We start from the raw sequence: 17,958 nt of genomic DNA on the forward strand, positions 1-17,958 counted from the left end.
CCGATCTCGGGATCCGGCCCACCCGGACCCGGCCCGCCGGAGCCAGGCCCACCGGGGCCGGGGCCGCCGTCGCCGCGCGGGCCGGGCACGGCCCCGCCCGCCACCGCCGTGCCGAGACGCACGAGGAGCCGGCCGACCGGGCCAGGCACGCGCCGGCCCGCCGCCGCGCCCAGCCGGCCCACGGGGCGGGTGATCGTGGCGAGCTCGTCCACCCGCAGCAGCCGCAGCAGCGCCACGTACACCGCGAGCATCACCACCCCGACGACGACCGTGCGCCAGAGCGCCCCGGCCACGCCCAGGTCCGCCGAGCTCGTGCCCAGCAGGTGCAGCAGCCCCCAGCCGAGCAGCGTCGCCGGGAGCACGGCCAGGAGGAGGCGCAGGTGCGTGCGCAGCACGTGGGCGCCGTCGAGGCTGGGCAGGTGGCGGCGCAGCCCGAGGTAGGTCAGGGCCGCCCCGACGATGTTGGACAGCGACATCGCCGCCCCGATGCCGACCACCGTCCACTGCGCCGGCAGCAGCATCGACGCGGCGGCGCCCACGGTGACGATGGCGACGATGGGCAGCTGCAGCCAGAACAGCAGGCGCGCGTCCTCGAAGGCGTAGTAGACGCGCTGCACGACCGTGAAGACGCCCACCGCCACGAGCCCGGCCAGCATCGCGACGAGCACCCGGGCCACCGACTGGGCCTCGGTGTAGGAGACCGTGCCGGTGATGACCCGCACGATCGGCAGCGCGAGGACCATGAGCCCGCCGGTGGCGAAGACGGTGAACACCCCGACCGTGCGCAGCCCGACGGACAGGTCCGCGCGCACCGCGCCCAGCTCGCGACCGGCCGCGTTGCCCGCCATGCGGGTGAACAGGGCGGTGACGAGGGAGACGACGACGAGGGAGGTGGGCAGCGAGTAGACGAGGTAGGCGGTGTCGTAGGCGGCGTTGCCGGCGACGGCGAGGGACCCGCCGCCCAGGTCGGAGGCCCGCGCCGCCGCCCGGGAGATCATCACGGTGCTGATCTGCCCCGCCGCCAGCGCGGCGAAGACCCACATGGCCATGCGGCTGGCCCGCCCCAGGCCCGACCCGCGCAGCGCGAAGTCGGGCCGGAAGCGGAAGCCCGCCCGCCGCAGCGGCAGCAGGAGCACCACGGCCTGGGAGGCCACGCCCAGCGTCGCCGTGCCGGCGAGCAGGAACACCCGCCCGGCGTCCCAGATGCTCGCGTCGGTCGGGTCGGTGACCGAGACCCCGCCGTAGACCAGGAGGTACAGCCCCAGCCCGACGATCGCGACGACGTTGTTGAGCACCGGCGCCCACATGTACGGCCCGAAGATGCCGCGGGCGTTGAGCACCTGGCCCAGCACCGTGTACATCCCGTAGAAGAACACCTGCGGGATGCACCAGTAGCCGAAGGCGACCGCCACGTCGTACCACTGCGGCGCCAGGGTGTTGGCGAAGATGCTCACCAGCACCGGCGCGCCGGCCGTGAGCAGGGCCGTCAGCCCGCCGAGCCCGACCACGGCCAGGGTGATGAGCCGGTTGACGTAGGCCTGCCCGCCGTCGTCGTGCTCGCGGATGGCCCGCACGATCTGCGGGACGAGGACGGCGTTGAGCACGCCGCCCGCGATGAGCATGTAGATGATGTTCGGCAGCTTGTTGGCCACGAAGAACGCGTTGGCCGCGCCGTAGTTGATGCCGATCGCCGCGCCGATGAGCAGCGGGCTGCGCACCACGCCGAGCAGGCGGGAGACCAGGGTGCCGGCGAACATCACCGCCGAGGAGCCGGCGACGCCGCGCGAGCGGGGCTGGGACACGTTCACACCCCCGGGTCGGGCACCGGGGTGCCGGGGTCCATGCGGGGGCCGCGGCGCACCGTGCGCACCAGCCCCGCGATCAGCAGGACGACGAGCAGGCCGGCGACCACGGCCGTGCCCACGTTCTCCCAGTCCGCGCGCACCCGCACGGCCAGCTCGGCGAGCTCGCCCACGGGGTGGCCCGCGGGGGTGGTCAGCTCGATCCGCACCGGCAGGTCGCCGCTGCCGACGGCGCGCACCGGCACCTGGGCGGTGGCCTGGGAGTGCGCCGGGACGGTCAGCGGGACGCCCTCGCGGGCCTGCAGCCGCGGGTCGTTGGGATTGAGCTCGACCCGCACGGTGACGTCGACGTCGAGGTCGTTGCGCACGTGCACGGGGACGTTCGCCGAGGAGTTGATGAGGTTGAGGGTGGAGGACGGCAGGGCGGTCACCGCGGTGCTCAGCCCGGCGACGTCGCGCCGCACTTGGCGGATCAGCCCCTCGCGGCCCGCCGGGTCCGCCCGCCAGGCCGCGGAGAGGACCGGGGCGAGGGCGTCGTCGACCGGGAGGAGGAACGCCGCCGGGTCAGTGGTGGCCGTGGCGAAGGCGGCCGCCTCGTTCCGGGCGGCCCGCATGCGGGCCAGGTCCGCGGCGTCGAGCTCGGCGGTGGAGACCTGCTCCTGGGGCAGCGGGCTGCGTCGCAGCGTCGAGGCGTCCAGGGCCAGGAGCTGGTCGAGGGTGGTCGGGCGCACCCACGGGGCGCTGGTGAGCGCGCCCAGCGTCTGCCCGAGGGCCGCGGCGTCGCCGGTGAAGTCCCGGCCCAGCGCCAGCACGAGGGCGCGCGGGTCGCTCGGGCGCTCGCGCGCCACGACCGCGGTCTCGGCGAGCAGGAGCTGGCGGACGGTGAGGTCGTCGAGCGGGGCGGGGGCGGCCGAGCCGGCGGTGCGCGGCAGCAGCCGGCCGGACAGGACGGCCGAGGCCCGCTCGTCCACGAGCACGGCGGGCAGGTCGCTGCCGTCGTCCAGCGGGATGTCGGTGCGCGCCGACGGGGTGTACGTGAGCTCCCCGGCCGGGGTCATGGCGCCGGCGGGCAGGACGACGGCGGTGGCGCCGGTGGCGGCGGCGAGCTCCGCCGTCCGCTCGTCCGGGACCCCGGCGGGCCAGGTGACGTCCGTGCGGGCCGTGACCCCGGCGTCGCGGACGGCGGCCGTGGAGCGGGCGAGCGCCTGGTCGAGGAGGTCCTGGCGGCCGGTGTGGGCGAGGGCGGCGACGTCGGCGTCGGCCCAGGGCAGGGCCGTGACCTCGTGGTCCGGGGTGTCCGCGGCCGCGGCGACCGCCGCGCGCAGGTCGCTGACCGCCTGGTCCGCCGGCTCCGCCTGCTCGGTCTCGGCGGCGGCCTCGGCCCCCTCCGCGCCCGGTGGGGTCTCGGCGGCGCCGATCCGCGGGGACGGGCCGGTCAGGAGCATGGGGTCGACGAAGGTCGTCACGCCGGGCCGGTCGAGCGCCTTGAGCAGGGGGCCGACGCGGGGCTCGGCGGCGGCGGCCAGGGAGCCCTCGCCCTCGGCGCGGGTGCGCTCGGCGGCGGTGGCCGTGACCGGGGCGAGGACGCCCACCGGGGTGGGCTGCACCTCCACGTTCGGGTACCAGAGCATGAAGGACCGGTCGGTGGCCTCGACGGGGTCGCCGGCGACGTCGTCGACCGCCACCTCGATGCCGCGCGGGCCCCAGGAGGTGTCGGTCAGCGGCAGGTCGGCGGCGGGGACCTCGAAGCTGAACGTGGTGCTCGCGCCGGCCGGCAGCCGCTCGGGCAGGTCCTCGCGGGCCACGACGACCGTGGAGAACACCGAGTCCGGCTCCAGCCAGCGCTGCAGGGTGGTGCGCGAGATGGGGGTGGAGCGCTGCATGCGCAGGCGCAGCGTCGGTGCGGTGAGGTCCTCGGTGGTCCCGTTGGTCACCGTCCCGCTGACCGTGAGGGTCTGGTCGGGGCGCAGGACCGCGGGGGCGATGTCGGTGATGTCGACGGCGAGCGCGCTGGGGCTCGCCGTGCGGGCGCCCGGGGCGGGGCCGTCCACCGCCGCCGCGTGGGAGGTCGCCGGGGGCGCCGCCGCGGCGTGCGCCGTGGCGGCCGGGCCGGCGAAGGCGGCCAGCGCCGCCGCCAGCGTGGCCACCGGGCGTGCCCACGCCCGTGCCCACCTCATGCGCGACCGGCCAGCACGTCCCGCGCGGTGGCGACCACGCGACGCTCGTTCGGGTAGGCCAGGCGCGAGGCCACCTCGTCCAGACCCACCCAGGCCACGTCCTCGGCCTCGTGGTCCGGGTCGTTCTCCGTGGTCAGCTCCCCGCCCGTCGCCTCGAGCAGGAAGTGGTGCACCACCTTGTGCACCCGCCGGTCGGTGCCGGCGAACCAGTAGTCGATGGTGGCCAGGTGGCGCAGGATGCGCCCGTTGATGCCCGTCTCCTCCGCGATCTCGCGGACCGCGGCCTCCTCGGGCGTCTCCTGCCCCTCGAGGTGGCCCTTGGGCAGGCACCACTCCAGCCGGCCGGCCCGGTTGCGCCGTGCGATGACGGCGGTCATGGCGCGACCGTCGACGACGTCGACCACCAGACCCCCCGCGGAGGTCTCGTCCACCACCGGCAGGGCGCTGCCGCGGGCATTCGCCGGCCGCACCCGGGGTGGCCGCGGCACCCGGGGGCGCGGCACAGGGAATACGGCAGGCATGTGGCCACTGTAATGATCCGCGCACGACACCGGCGTGTGGGCTGCGCCGGAGCGGCGTGGCACGCTTGGTCGGTGCCCAGCCCCGACCGCTCCGCGACCACCGACACCCTCGCCGACCTCCAGCGCCGGGCCCAGGCCTCCCTGGCCAGCCTGCCCCCCGAGGTGACCGAGCTGGGGCACGTCTTCGCCGAGGCGGGGCACGAGCTGGCGCTGGTCGGCGGGCCCGTGCGGGACGCCTTCCTCGGTGAGGTTTCCCACGACCTCGACTTCACCACCTCGGCCCGTCCGGACGAGACCGAGCGGCTGCTGCGCCGGTGGGCCGACGCCCACTGGGACATCGGCAAGGAGTACGGGACCATCGGCGCCCGCAAGGGGGACGTCGTCGTCGAGGTGACCACCTACCGGACCGAGGCGTACGAGGTGGGCTCGCGCAAGCCAGCCGTCAGCTACGGCGACACCCTCGAGGGGGACCTCACCCGCCGCGACTTCACCGTCAACGCCATGGCCGTGCGGCTGCCCTCGCTCGAGCTGGTCGACCCCACCGGCGGCCTGCGCGACCTCGCCGACCACCTGCTGCGCACCCCGGTCACGGCCACCCAGTCCTTCGACGACGACCCGCTGCGCATCATGCGTGCCGCGCGGTTCACGGCCCAGCTCGGCTTCGACGTCGACCCCGACGTCATGCGTGCGATGTCCGAGATGGCCCGGCGGCTGGAGATCGTCTCCGCCGAGCGGGTCCGCGCCGAGCTGGAGCGGCTGCTGCTCTCCAAGGCGCCGCGCCGCGGGCTCGAGCTCATGGTCTACACCGGCGTGGCCGACGTCGTCCTGCCCGAGCTGGCGCAGCTGCAGCAGACGGTCGACGAGCACAAGCGGCACAAGGACGTCTACGAGCACACCCTCACGGTCCTCGACCAGGCCATCGCCATGGAGACCGGCACGGACGGCCCGGTGCCGGGCCCGGACCTCGTGCTCCGGCTCGCGGCGGTCATGCACGACGTCGGCAAGCCCGCCACCCGCCGGTTCGAGCCGGGCGGCGGGGTGAGCTTCCACCACCACGAGCTCGTCGGCGCCAAGCTCACCGCCAAGCGGCTCAAGGCGCTGCGGTTCGACAAGCAGACGATCAAGGACGTCAGCCGCCTGGTCGAGCTGCACCTGCGCTTCCACGGCTACGGCGACGGCGTGTGGACCGACTCGGCGGTGCGCCGCTACGTCACCGACGCCGGCCCGCTGCTCGAGCGGCTGCACCGCCTCACCCGCGCCGACTGCACCACCCGCAACCAGCGCAAGGCGATGCGCCTGGCCGCCGCCTACGACGATCTCGAGGAGCGGATCGTCCGGCTCAAGGAGCACGAGCAGCTCAAGGCCATCCGGCCCGACCTCGACGGCCGCCAGATCATGACCATCCTCGGCATCCCCGCCGGGCCGGTGGTGGGCGAGGCCTACCGGTTCCTCCTCGACCTGCGCATGGAGCGCGGGCCGCTGGGCGAGGACGCCGCCCGTGAGGCGCTGCTGGCCTGGTGGGCGGCCCGGGACTGACGGAGCCCGGCGCGCGTCAGCGCTGAGCGCGACGATCCGCGAGCAGCGCCCGCAGGAGGAGGTCGGGGTCGCCCAGCGGCCCGGACTTCAGCAGCACCCACCGCGGCAGCGCCTCGCTCGCGTGCACCCAGGCGACCCCCGGGGCGACGGCCTGCTCGATCGACACCCGCGCGATCCCGAGGCGGGCGACCACCGCGCCGGACGTCTCCCCGCCGGCGACGACGAGCCGCCGCACGCCCGCGCCGACCAGCCCCTCGGCGACCGCGGCCAGGGTGGACTCCACCAGCTGCGCGGCCACTTCGACGCCCAGCGCCGCCTGCTCGCGCCGCACCACCTCCGGCGGCGCCGTCGCGGCGATCCCGACCGGACCGGTGGGCAGGTGCGTCCGGGCGAACGCCAGGGCCTCGCCGGCCACGTCCCGCCCCGCGGCGACCATGGTGGGCACGAAGCGGAAGACCGGGCGGACGGCCTCGAACCGTCGCAGCTGCTCCTGGGTCTGCACCGAGCAGCTGCCGGCCACCACCGCACCGGCCAGGTCCTCGTCGGGCGCGGCGGCCGGAGGTCCGGCGCCGGCCCGCCCGAGCAGCGCACCGGCGAGACCGGCGGCCCCGCTGACGAGCCGGTGGCCTCGAGCCGCCGCGCCGAGGGTGTCGAGATCGGCGTCGCACAGCACGTCGGCGACGGCATACCCGACGCCGTGCCCGGCCAGCTCGTCGAGCGCCGCCGCGGTCGCGGCCGCCCCCTCCACCACCACCTCCCACGGGACCAGTCCCACCCGCCGGTGCGTGGCGGCCGCGAGGAGGCGGGCGAGGCGGGGGTCGTCCTTGGGGGTGAGCGGGTGCCGGCCCTCCGGCGCCTCGGAGACGAGCCGATCGCCCACGAAGAGGTGCCCCTGGTAGACGGTCCGGCCGTAGCTCGGCACGGCGGGGCACACCAGCACCGGGTGCCGGCCGTCGGCGCCGGCGAGGTCGGACAGGGCGTCGAGCACCGGCCCGATGTTCGCCGGGTTCTCGAAGGTGGCGGCGTACTTGAGGTACAGCTGCACGGCGCCGCGGTCGAGCAGCCAGGTCGCGGCGCCGAGGGACTGCCCGACGGCGTCCTCCCGCGGCGCCGTGCGGGTCTTGAGGGCGACGACGACGACGTCCGCCGCCGGCCGCGCGTCCGGCGGCGGGGGGCCGAACCGGAGCTCGACCTGGTGGCCGCGCTCGCGCAGGACGCTGCCGACGTCGAGGGCGCCGGTGTAGTCGTCGGCCACCACGCCCAGCCGGGGCGGCGCGGCGCTCGTCCCGCCGCTCATGCGGCGGTCACTGGGACGGCGTGCCCGCCGCCGGGCCGTTCGGGCTGGGGGCGGTGCCGCCCGCGGCCGGGGCGCTGGAGCCGCCCGCCGGTGCGCTGGAGCCGCCCGCCGGGGCGGCGGCGCGCTCGGGCTGCCGGCCGAGCTTCTCCACAGCGGCGGTGATCGGGCCGCGGTCGATGAAGGCATTGAGGTCGGGGTTGGCCCCCTGGCTCAGCGTGCCCATCTCTTCCATCCGCTTGACCGTGTACTCCAGGCGGTTCTGCTCGAGCCCCTCGTTGACGGGGAAGGCCTGCACCTGCTTCATGTAGACGTCGTAGGCCGCCGCGATGGTCTTCTCGTCGAACTGCGTGGCCTTGGCGATGATCGGGACGACCTTGTCCTTGTCGTTGTACATCTCCCGGTGCGCCCGGGTGATCGCCTCGGTGAAGCCCTGGGCCGCCTTGGGGTTGTTCTTGAGCCAGTCCCCGGAGACGAAGTAGACGCCGTAGAAGTAGTTGGGCTCGACGTCGTAGAGGTTGACGATGCTGTGCAAGGACGCGTCCTTCTCCTGGGCCTGGATCGCCTGCTCCGGGTGCAGGATGGCGGACTTGATCTGCCCCTGGATGAGGGCCGACGTGTAGGCGTTGGCGTTGACGGACACGTACTGCACGTCCTTGGGGGTCATGCCGGCGCTCTCGAGCACCATGCGGGTCATCACCTCACGGAACGCACCGACCTCCTGGATGCCCAGCGGCTGGCCGCGGAGGTCCGCCGGGGACTTGATCTCCGCAGGGGTCACCATCTCGACCTCGAGGCGGTCGGTGTACCCGCCGATGACCTTGATGTTCCCGCCGCCCGCGAAGGCGTTGATGACCGGCTCGATGCTCGCCCCGCCCACCTCGAACTGCTTGCCGACGACGCCGGTGGCCACCGACGACCCGGACTTGAGGTTGGAGACCTTGACGCTCAGGCCGGCGTCCTTGAAGTAGCCGAGCTGGTCGGCGACGACGATGTCGGCGTTCGCGAAGCTCGTCACGCTGGTGGGCAGGGCGATCCTCACCGTGGTCGTCCCTCCGCCTCCGTTCCCGCCCCCGCCCCCGCCGGCGGAGTTCTGCCCGCCCCCGCACGCGGCGAGGGCGGCGGTCAGGCCGATCGCGGCGACGACGGCGCCGGCCCGCCTCTTCATGCGCTGGCTGAGGGAGGTCATGGCGACGACCTTTCTGAAGGGGCTCCGCGCCGGCCGACCCGGCGCGGAGGGTTTCGGGTCAGCGCTCGGGGCGCCAGGGCGCCATCCGCTTCTCGACGGCGACGAGGATGGCCGTGAGGACGACGCCGATGAGGGCCAGGATGACGATCGGGACGAACGTGCGCGCCGTCTGGAAGGTGTTCGAGTTGGTGACGATCAGGTTGCCCAGGCCGGAGATCGCGGTGAAGAACTCCGCGACGATCACACCGACGAGACCACGGCCGATCGCGAGGCGGATACCGGTGAAGATGTACGGCAGCGCCCCGGGCAGCAGCAGGTCCCGCCAGACCCGGCTCTCGCTGGAGCAGAAGGACCTGGTGACCTCGAGCAGCTCGGGGTCGACCTCCTCCACGCCGCGGGTCGTGTTGATGACCACGGGGAAGAACACGAAGAACGTGACGACGAAGATCTTCGCCGAGCTGCCGAACCCGAACCACAGGACGATGACCGGGATCAGCGCCACGGCGGGCAGGGCGTACAGCGCGTTGATCGGGATGTCGAGGACCTGCTTGACCACCTCGCTGCGGCCGGCGAGCAGCCCCACGGCGATGCCGATCACGGTGCCGATGACCAGCCCGATGAGCAGCACGCTGCCCGTCTGCACCAGCGCCGTCCCGAGGGTGCCGTCCTCGATCATGTCGAAGAAGGCCCGGACGATCGCCGTCGGGTAGGTGAAGAGGACCGGGTTGACGCTGCGGCCGTAGATCTCCCACACGACGAGGATCACGACCAGGGCCGTGTAGCGGATGAAGCGCTTCTGCCCCTTGGTCTTGGTCCCCAGGGTCAGCCGACGCCTGGCCTTGATCTCCTGCTCGGGCGGGACGCGCGTGAGCGGGTCGTGTGCGGCGCGGGGCTGGGATGCGGCGGTCATGAGGCATGTCCCATCTGAAGGGTGTCCCACAGCTCGGCGCGCAGCGGGAGGTAGGCCGGGTCGCTGCGCACGCTGGCCAGGTCCCGCGGGCGCGGGATGGGGGACCGGACGTCGAGGAGCACGTGGGCCGGCGGACCGCCGAGGACGACGATGCGGTCGGACATGATGATCGCCTCGTCCAGGTCGTGCGTGACGAGGAGGGCCGTGCGCGTCTCGCGCTCGATGATGCCGAGGACCTCCTTCTGCATCACCTCGCGGGTGATGGCGTCGACGGCGCTGAGCGGCTCGTCGAGGAGGAGCAGCTCCGGCTCGAGGCACAGCGCGCGGGCGATGCCCACGCGCTGCTTCATGCCGCCGGAGAGCTGGTAGGGGTACTTCTTGCGGGCCGCGGAGAGGTTCATGACCTCGAGGAGCTCGTCGACCCGGTCGTGCCGGTCGGTGCGTCCCTGCACGGCGAGCCCGTAGCGGATGTTGTCCTCGACGGTCTTCCAGGGGAACAGGCCGAAGTGCTGGAACACCATGGCTACCCGCGGCTCGGGCGTGCGCAACGGCGTGCCGTGGAGCTGCATGCCGCCGATCTCGGCCTGCGGGAGCAGACCGCCGATCGAGCGGAGCAGGGTGGTCTTGCCGCACCCCGAGGTGCCGACGATGCTGACGAACTCGTCGTCGTCGACGACCAGGGAGAGCCCGTCGATGATGGTGTTCTGCCGGAACTGGACTCGGACGTTGTCGACTTCCAGGCTGCGGGTCAAGGGTCACGCTCCCGGTGCTCTCGGCGGCAACGACGCCGTCCGCCATAGGAACCGTTTTCTGTATCCGTTTACAGAACGGTACTCACGGGTCATGCTGTGTCAAGAGGTTCGTCGACACCCGAAGGGGAGGGTCGCATGGGCTGCGGCGCGCGGGCTCGCGGGACGGCGGGCCGGTGATCGTCCACCTGGCCGGCACCAGGTCGGGCGCCGTCGCGGACCGGCTGGTGACGCTGCGGGAGGAGGGGGGCGTCACCGCCCTCGGCCGTGTCCTCACCCTCGTCGTGCTCGCCACCGGCGACGGCGAGGCGGAGACCGCCGTCGCCGCGGCCAACGCGGCCTCTCGTGAGCATCCGTGCCGGATCGTCGTGGTCGTCCCGTCGCCGGGGGAGGCGACCGGGCTGGCGGCGGAGGTGCGCGTCGGGGCGGACGCCGGCGCCAGCGAGGTCGTCATCCTGCGCCCGGGCGGCGACGCCGGCACCGCGACCGACAGTCTCGTCGTCCCCCTCCTCCTGCCAGACGTCCCGGTGGTGGTGTGGTGGCCCGGGGAGCCACCGGCCGCGCCCGCCGCCGACCCGGTCGGGGCGATGGCGCAGCGCCGCATCACCGACGCGCTCGCCTGTCCGGACCCGCCGGCCACCGTCCGGCGGCTGCGCGCGGGGTACGCCCCGGGCGACACAGACCTGTCGTGGGCGCGGAGCACGCCGTGGCGGGCCCGGCTGGCCGCGGCGCTCGACGAGCCACCGCACGATCCGGTGCTGGCGGCGACGGTGGTCGGCCCACGGTGGCGCACCCCGGTGGAGCTGCTCGCGGGCTGGCTCGCCGACCGGCTCGACTGTCCGGTGCGTCTGGTGCCGGCATCCTCGGGGGTCATCACGCAGGTGCGGCTGGAGCGCCCCGGCGGCGCGGTGACCCTCGCGCGTGAGCCGGACGCCCAGGAGGCGCGCCTGTCCCTGCCCGGCATGCCCGACCGGTTCGTCAGCCTCCCCGTCCGCACCCTCGAGGACTGCCTCCGGGAGGAGCTCCGCGGGCTGGCGCCCGACGAGACCTACGGGCAGGCCCTGACCCGCGGGCTCGCCCTGCTGCGTGACGGGCGGGCGGCGTGACGGGCGGGCGGCGTGACGGGCGGGCGGGGTCACGGGCGCCGTGGCGTGCGGGCGCCGTGCCGGCGGTGGCGGCGACCGCGCCCGCCTCCACTCTGCGACAGGTGTCTTGACACCGTCACCCCGCCCGTCTACGTTCTAGAAAACGGTTACAGAGAAGGGTTACACATGAGCGCCACCATCCGGGACGTCGCCGCGGCGGCGGGAGTGTCGGTCGCGACCGTCTCCCGCGTCACGACCGCCTCCGGCTACCCGGTGGGGGCCGAGACGCGAGCCCGGGTGCTGGCCGCGATCGAGGAGCTCAACTACCGGCCCAACGCGCTCGCCAGCGGTCTGAACCAGAAGAACAGCCGCCTGGTCGGGGTCGTCGCCCCCGACCTGGCCAACGCCTACTACCCGGAGGTCACCCGCGGGATCGAGGACGTCGCCAACGAGCACGGCTACCAGGTGCTCTTCTGCAGCACCGACCGGGACCGCGGCAAGGCGGCCGCCTACATCGACGCGCTGCTCCAGAAGCGCGTCGCCGGGCTGGCGGTCGTCGGCGGCGGCCCCGAGGTGAACCTGCAGCCGCGGGACGTCGCCGGGTACGGCGCATCGGTGGTCTACATCGGGCGGCCCTCGGAGAAGTTCTCGACCGTGCGCGCCGAGAACGGCCGGGCCGCCGCCGCCATGACGCAGCACCTGCTCGACCTGGGCCACACCGACATCGCGTTCGTCTCCGGGGCGGACAGCTCCGCCGCCACCGTCGAGCGGCTGCGCGGCTACCGGCGGGCGCTCAAGGACAACGGCCTGGCCGCTCGCCCCGAGCGCGTTCTGGCCGGGGACTACACCGAGGCGGGGGGATACGCCGCCGCCCGGGCGCTGATGGAGCGTGAGGACCGGCCGACGGCGCTCTTCGCCGCCAACGACCGGATGGCGATCGGGGCCATGGCGGCGATGGCGGACCTGGGCCTGCGGGTGCCGGAGGACGTCGCCGTCGTCGGCTTCGACGACGTGCCGATGGCCAGCTACGTCCGGCCGGCCCTCACGAGCGTGTCCATCTCCGCCCGCCAGCTCGGCGTCGAGGCGATGCGCCTCCTGCTCGCGGGCCCGGACGCCCGCCCGCGGCACGTGCGCGTCAAGACCCGGCTGGTGGTCCGGGCCAGCTGCGGCGCCCACGCCCCGCAGCGCGCCACCACCGCATCCCACCCCTGAGGAGAGGTCCCACCACGGCGCCACCGACGACACATCCCCACCGTCACCGACACAGACCCGTCGCGCCTCACCCGCACCGCCGCTGGCGGCACGGCCCAGCCGGCGCACCATCGACCGCTTGTCAGTCAACGAGGACAGTTCACAGGGAGAAAGTCATGGCCATCAAGGACTACGTCAAGAACGACGCCACCCGCGAGCGGAAGCACAACATCCTCGGCATGTCCTTCGCCGAGGTGCAGGAGCGGCTCCAGGAGCCGGGGCAGGACACCATCCTCGTGCCCATGGGCAGCACCGAGAAGCACGGCGCCCACATCCCGCTCGGGACGGACAGCTACGTCACGATGGAGGTCGTCGAGCGCGCCGCGCAGGCCATGGACGTGCTCTTCACCCCCCTCGAGCCGTTCGGCTACTCGCCCCACCACATGGGCCGCAACGAGGAGGGGGCCGGCACGGTCACCCTGCGCGCGGAGACGTACCGCCGCGTGCTGCACGACGTCGCCCGGAGCCTGATCTACCACGGCTTCACACGGATCATCTTCGTGAGCCACCACGGGTCGAACACCAAGCCGATCGACGAGGTGATGCGCGAGCTGCGGTACAAGACCGGCGCCTACATCTCCTTCTACAAGACGCCCACCGAGCGCGAGGCCACCGTGGTCGCGGACCTCTTCGAGAATCCGCCCGAGGAGACGCCGGGGTGGCACTCCAGCGAGCTCGAGACCGCCACCCTCATGGCCACCGGGGACGGCCTCGTGAACATGGACCGGGCCGTGGAGGACCGGGCGCACGCCCCGGCCTACATGGGTGCCGCGTTCTCCAAGATCGACGGTACGGCGACCGTGAAGTTCCAGAACTCGGAGAACATCTGGGTCCCCATGGACCACCACGAGTACTCCGACACCGCGGTCATCGGCAACCCGTTCCGGGCGACGAAGGAGAAAGGGCTCGCGATGCTCGACCGGATGGCCGAGCACCTCTCCGCCTACGTCGGCGAGGTGCGCAACTTCGACGTCAAGGTCCACTCCAGCGACTACCCCGAGCGCGCCTGGTGATGAGCGACCTCGCCACCGCTCAGCTGCAGGGCGTCGACCAGGCCGTGCTGCGCCTCCTGCGCGAGGAGCTCGTGACCGTCTCGCGACGGGGGTACGAGCGCGGCCTGGTGGCGGGGGTGAGCGGCAACAACAGCGTGCGGATCCCCGGCACGGACCTGGTGCTGATCAAGACCACCGGGCAGTGCCAGGGCGACATGGACACCGCCGACACGGTGGTCATGACCCTGGACGGCGAGGTGCTCGAGCCGGGCAGGAAGCCCTCGAAGGAGTGGCGGTGGCACACCGCCATCTACCGGGTGCGGCCCGACGTCGGTGCCGTGGTGCACCAGCACCCGCCCTACGCGGTCGCCTTCGCCGTCGCCAACCAGGTCCCGAAGATCGTCCACACGGCCGCCCGCGGTCACGTCCGCCGGGTGGAGATGGTCGAGCTCCTGCCGGCTGGCTCGCCCGAGCTGGCCGAGGTGATCACCCGGATGTTCTCCGACGCCGAGCTGCGGGTGGCGCTCATGCGCGAGCACGGCACCATCGCCGTCGGCCCGGACCTGCGCACCGCGTACTTCCGCACCGAGTACCTCGAGGACAACGCCAAGGTGGCGATCCTCGCCGCGCAGATCGCCGCGATGCCACTCGACGAGCACGTCCACCTCGCGGTGGACCGGGCCCCGCTGGCCGAGGACGGCGGATGACCGTGGAGCCGACGGTCGCCGTCCTCGCCACCCTCGACACCAAGGCCGAGGAGGCACGCTTCCTCGCCCGGCGGATCGCCGAGGAGGGCGGCCGGGCCCGCGTGATCGACATCGGCCTGGGAGAGGCGGCCGACGACGTCGCCGAGGTCACCGCGCCGGCCGTGGCCGCCACGGTCGGGCACGACGTCGCCGCCCTCCGCCGCGGCCTGCGCGACGTGGCCATGGCGGCCATGGGCGAGGGAGCCGGCATCCACCTGCGGCGCTGGTACGACGAGGGCCGGCTCGACGGCGTGATCGCGGTGGGCGGGAACCAGGGCACCGCGATCGCGGCCATCGCGATGCGGGCCCTGCCCTTCGGCCCGGCCAAGCTCATCGTCTCGACGGTGGCCTCGGGCAACGTGCGCAGCTACGTCAGGGACCACGACATCGCCATGCAGTTCTCGGTGGCCGACCTCCTGGGTGGGCCCAACCTCGTCACGACCTCCGTCCTGGACCGGTGCGCCGCGGGCATCGTCGCGATGGCCCGGGCCGCGCGCCGCCAGCCGCGGGCGGCACCCGCCCCGGCGGTGGCGGTCACGGCCTTCGGCAACACCGAGAAGGCGGTGGTCCGGGCGATCGAGGAGATCCGGGCGAGCGGGCTGGAGACCGTCCCGTTCCACGCCTCGGGGGCGTGCGGGTCGGCGATGGAGCGCCTGGTGGAGGAGGGGCGCATCCAGGCCGTCCTCGACCTCACGGTCCATGAGGTGCTCGGCGAGCTGCACCCGGACGACATCTACGCCCCGGTCCGTCCCGGGCGGCTGACCGCCGCCGGGCGGATGGGCATCCCGCAGGTCGTCGCCCCGGGCGGGCTGGAGTACCTCTGCTTCGGGGGCGTCGGGACCATCCCGGAGCGCTACCGGGGCCGGCCCACCCACATCCACAACCCGTACAACACCAACGTGCGGACGACGGCCGGGGAGCTCGAGGCCGTCGCCGCGCTCATCGCCGAGCGTCTCAACGCCGCCACCGGCCCGGCGGCCGTCCTCGTCCCGCTGCGCGGGTGGTCCCAGGTGGGCAGCCCGGGCGGGATCCTGCACGACCCGGTCGCGAACGAGGCCCTGGTCGCCACGCTGCGGGCCCGGCTCCGGCCGGACATCCCGCTGCGGTGCCTGGACCTGGCGATCAACGACGAGGAGTTCGCCGTCACGGCGGCGCGCACCCTGCTCGGCATGCTGGCCGGCGCGCCCGCGCTGGCCCACCGAACCGCGGGAGAAACCAGGGGGCAACGATGACCACGACGTCCACGAACACCGCCGCGCAGGGCGCGGCCGAGATCCCCGAGCGCATGCGCGCCGCCGTCCTCTTCGGGCCCCGCGACATCCGCGTGGTCGACAAGGAGGTGCCGGTCCCCGGACCGGACGAGGTGCTCGTCAAGGTCGCCATGTGCGGCATGTGTGGGACCGACCTGAAGATCTACGACGGCCACTTCCCCCAGACCCCGCCGTACGGCCAGTACACCCCGGGCCACGAGTGGACCGGCACCGTCGTCGCCTGCGGGGAGACGGTCGACGAGCTGGCCCCGGGGGACCGGGTGTGCATCGAGGCGCACCACGGCTGCGGCCGCTGCGACAACTGCCTCGTGGGCCTGTACACCGCCTGCCTCAACTACGGCGACTGGAAGAAGGGCCACCGCGCCAGCGGCATGACTGCAGACGGCGGCTTCGCCGAGTACGCGGTCCACAACGTCGCGTCGCTGTACAAGATGCCGGAGAACGTCTCGTTCAAGGACGCCGTGCTCATCACCACCGCCGGCACCGGCCTGTACGGCCTCGACGCGACCGGCGGGTACATCGCGGGCGACAACGTCGTGATCTTCGGTCCCGGCCCGGTCGGGCTCATGACGGTCCAGGCCTGCAAGCAGCTCGGCGCCCGGCGCGTCATCCTCGTGGGCACCCGCGCCAGCCGGCTGGAGATGGGGCGCCGGCTCGGCGCCGACCACGTCGTCAACGCCCGCGAGGCGGACGTCGTCGCCACCGTCCACGAGCTGACCGGCCGGGGCGCCGACCTCGTGATCGAGACGTCGGGCTCGACGAGCACGCCGCAGCAGTGCGTCGACGTCGTGCGGCGCGGCGGGAGGATCCTCTTCGTCGCGTTCTACCCCGAACCCGTCACGTTCGACCTCTCCGCCGTCGTGCGCAACGACGTGACGATGTACACCACCCGCGGCGAGGGCGGGAACAACGTCAAGCGGGCGGTCGCCCTGGCCGAGATGGGCCGGCTGCGGGGGGAGGAACTCGTCACCCACGAGTTCCCGCTCGAGGAGATCCAGGAGGCGCTGCGCGTCATGCGCGAGCGCGAGGGGGACCCCCTCAAGGTCGTCATCGCCTTCTAGGGCAGCTCCGTGCCCGGCACCGGCACGGGCCGGTCGTGCACCCGGCCGGTGCCGGCCCGGTAGGCCGCCGCCACCGCGACGTACACGAACGTCAGGACGGCGAACACCGCCGGGGACCAGCCGGTGTCCGGCAGCACCGCCGCGGCCAGCGCGGCGGCGCCCACGAAGGCGGCGTTGTAGAGGACGTCGTAGAGGGCGAAGGCGCGGCCGCGGTAGGCGTCGTCGGTGTCGCGCTGGACGATGGTGTCGACGGCGATCTTCGCGCCCTGCACCCCCAGGCCCATGAGCACCGCGGCGGCCATGATGGCCGCCCGCTGCGCGGAGAGGGCCAGCAGCGCCTGGCTCACCCCGGCGATCCCCAAGCACACCACGATCCAGGCCGAGGGCCGCATCCGCTCGTGCGCGATCGGCGTGAGCACGATGGCCAGCCCGTTGCCGGCGAAGGAGACGCCGGTCAGCAGCGCGAACGTCGCCAGCCCGGCCTGGGCGTCCGCCGGGTCCGAGAGGAGGTTGCGCGACATGAGCAGCAGCGCGATGAAGTTCACGCCGTAGAGGAACCGGTGGACCGCCATGACGCCGAGCGCCATGCCCGGGGTGCGGCGGGCGACGAGGTAGCGGGCGCCGTCGACCATGTCCCCGGCCGTGGCCCGCACGTCGCGCCACAGCCGGCCCGGGCCCGAGCGGTGCGCCGGCCCGAGCTGATCCCGCCCGAGGCGCAGCGCCAGCAGGGAGGCGGCGCCGAAGAGCAGCGCCGCGGTGGCGAGCACCACGCCGTCCTTGACCGGCCCGGCGGGGGCCAGGAGGTTGATGACGAACCCCAGCGCCCCGCCGACGACCGCCGAGACCGCGCCCAGGGTCGGGGTGAGGGTGTTGGCCATGAGCAGCAGGTCCGCGGGCACCACCCGGGGCAGGCCGGCCGAGAGCGCGGACAGCAGGAACCGGTTGACGCCGAGCGTGACCAGGGCGAGCACGTAGACCGGCAGGCCGACCCCCACGGTCGCCATGAGCGCCGCGAGCACGAGCCCGAGCACCACCCGCAGCGCGTTGCCGAGGAAGAGCACCTGCCGGCGGCGCCACCGGTCCAGCAGCGGCCCGGCGAAGGGGCCCACCACGGTGAAGGGCAGCAGCAGCACGGCGAACGCGGCGGCGACGCTGGCCGCCGTCGCCATGTTCTGGGGGTTGAAGAAGAACAAGGTGGCCAGACCCACCTGGAACATCCCGTCCCCGCACTGGGAGACCAGGCGGACCGTGAACAGCTTGCGGAAGTCGCGATGGACGGCGACCGTGCGCAGGTCGGACAGGACGCTCATCGGCGCGCGGCGGGGATCGGCACCGCTGCAGGCTATCCGACGGTGTGCCGCCCGCCGCCGCCGC

Annotated in this window: 15 protein-coding genes; 7 read left to right on the top strand and 8 right to left on the bottom strand. The window is 73.9% G+C overall.

Going from position 1 to position 17,958, the window contains the following annotated elements; translation table 11 throughout:
* The 3 genes from murJ to GD970_RS01895 form a co-directional block, all read right to left on the bottom strand.
* Positions 1-1,802, bottom strand: a 1,802-nt coding sequence (gene murJ / locus GD970_RS01885) for a murein biosynthesis integral membrane protein MurJ (protein WP_226925084.1), incomplete at its 3' end; no start/stop codon positions are given.
* A 2-nt stretch (positions 1,803-1,804) separates the two neighbouring features.
* Positions 1,805-3,979 carry a DUF6049 family protein gene (locus GD970_RS01890; protein ID WP_152200116.1) on the bottom strand — a complete coding sequence of 725 codons (2,175 nt, stop codon included), beginning with the start codon at positions 3,977-3,979 and terminating at the stop codon, positions 1,805-1,807.
* Positions 3,976-4,500 (bottom strand): NUDIX hydrolase, encoded by a 525-nt coding sequence (locus tag GD970_RS01895; protein WP_152200118.1) that lies wholly within the window; start codon positions 4,498-4,500, stop codon positions 3,976-3,978. Before GD970_RS01895 ends, GD970_RS01890 begins: the two co-directional genes overlap by 4 nt.
* Positions 4,501-4,572: 72 nt before the next feature.
* On the opposite strand from GD970_RS01895, the gene GD970_RS01900 reads away from it, so the two are divergent.
* Positions 4,573-6,036 (top strand): CCA tRNA nucleotidyltransferase, encoded by a 1,464-nt coding sequence (locus GD970_RS01900; protein WP_226925085.1) that lies wholly within the window; start codon positions 4,573-4,575, stop codon positions 6,034-6,036.
* Between the two features lie 16 nt (positions 6,037-6,052).
* Here GD970_RS01900 and otnK read toward each other — a convergent pair whose 3' ends face one another.
* From otnK to GD970_RS01920, 4 genes are read right to left on the bottom strand one after another with little or no spacing between them, the layout of a single operon-like run.
* The gene (gene otnK / locus GD970_RS01905; RefSeq protein WP_152200121.1) at positions 6,053-7,333 is read right to left on the bottom strand and encodes a 3-oxo-tetronate kinase; all 1,281 of its coding nucleotides are present in this window, start codon (positions 7,331-7,333) and stop codon (positions 6,053-6,055) included.
* 7 nt (positions 7,334-7,340) lie between these two features.
* Complete coding sequence (locus GD970_RS01910; RefSeq protein ID WP_152200122.1) at positions 7,341-8,519, bottom strand: ABC transporter substrate-binding protein; 1,179 nt, start codon at positions 8,517-8,519, stop codon at positions 7,341-7,343.
* 58 nt (positions 8,520-8,577) lie between these two features.
* Positions 8,578-9,429, bottom strand: coding sequence for an ABC transporter permease (locus GD970_RS01915; RefSeq protein ID WP_152200123.1), 852 nt, complete (start codon positions 9,427-9,429; stop codon positions 8,578-8,580).
* Positions 9,426-10,181, bottom strand: a complete 756-nt coding sequence (locus GD970_RS01920; RefSeq protein WP_152200124.1) for an ABC transporter ATP-binding protein — start codon at positions 10,179-10,181, stop codon at positions 9,426-9,428. Before GD970_RS01920 ends, GD970_RS01915 begins: the two co-directional genes overlap by 4 nt.
* A gap of 173 nt (positions 10,182-10,354) precedes the next feature.
* Here GD970_RS01920 and GD970_RS01925 point away from each other — a divergent pair, with 173 nt between their 5' ends.
* The 6 genes from GD970_RS01925 to GD970_RS01950 all read left to right on the top strand — a co-directional run bounded on the left by GD970_RS01925 (position 10,355) and on the right by GD970_RS01950 (position 16,584).
* Positions 10,355-11,284 (top strand): glucose-6-phosphate dehydrogenase assembly protein OpcA, encoded by a 930-nt coding sequence (locus GD970_RS01925; RefSeq protein ID WP_152200125.1) that lies wholly within the window; start codon positions 10,355-10,357, stop codon positions 11,282-11,284.
* Between the two features lie 165 nt (positions 11,285-11,449).
* Entirely contained in the window at positions 11,450-12,475 is a 1,026-nt protein-coding gene (locus GD970_RS01930; RefSeq protein WP_152200126.1) for a LacI family DNA-binding transcriptional regulator, read from the top strand.
* A gap of 155 nt (positions 12,476-12,630) precedes the next feature.
* Positions 12,631-13,527, top strand: coding sequence for a creatininase family protein (locus GD970_RS01935; RefSeq protein WP_152200128.1), 897 nt, complete (start codon positions 12,631-12,633; stop codon positions 13,525-13,527).
* The gene (locus tag GD970_RS01940; protein WP_152200131.1) at positions 13,527-14,213 is read left to right on the top strand and encodes a class II aldolase/adducin family protein; all 687 of its coding nucleotides are present in this window, start codon (positions 13,527-13,529) and stop codon (positions 14,211-14,213) included. The genes GD970_RS01935 and GD970_RS01940 overlap by 1 nt, the downstream gene beginning before the upstream one ends.
* On the top strand, positions 14,210-15,484 hold the full coding sequence (locus GD970_RS01945) for a Tm-1-like ATP-binding domain-containing protein (RefSeq protein ID WP_152200133.1): 1,275 nt from the start codon (positions 14,210-14,212) through the stop codon (positions 15,482-15,484). The genes GD970_RS01940 and GD970_RS01945 overlap by 4 nt, the downstream gene beginning before the upstream one ends.
* Complete coding sequence (locus tag GD970_RS01950) at positions 15,481-16,584, top strand: zinc-dependent alcohol dehydrogenase (protein ID WP_152200135.1); 1,104 nt, start codon at positions 15,481-15,483, stop codon at positions 16,582-16,584. The genes GD970_RS01945 and GD970_RS01950 overlap by 4 nt, the downstream gene beginning before the upstream one ends.
* On the opposite strand, the gene GD970_RS01955 is transcribed toward GD970_RS01950, so the two are convergent.
* Positions 16,581-17,894, bottom strand: coding sequence for an MFS transporter (locus GD970_RS01955; RefSeq protein ID WP_152200138.1), 1,314 nt, complete (start codon positions 17,892-17,894; stop codon positions 16,581-16,583). The genes GD970_RS01950 and GD970_RS01955 overlap by 4 nt on opposite strands.
* Positions 17,895-17,958 lie beyond the last annotated feature (64 nt).

Origin of the sequence: Georgenia thermotolerans (assembly GCF_009193185.1) — a bacterium.
Taxonomy (GTDB): domain Bacteria; phylum Actinomycetota; class Actinomycetes; order Actinomycetales; family Actinomycetaceae; genus Georgenia; species Georgenia thermotolerans.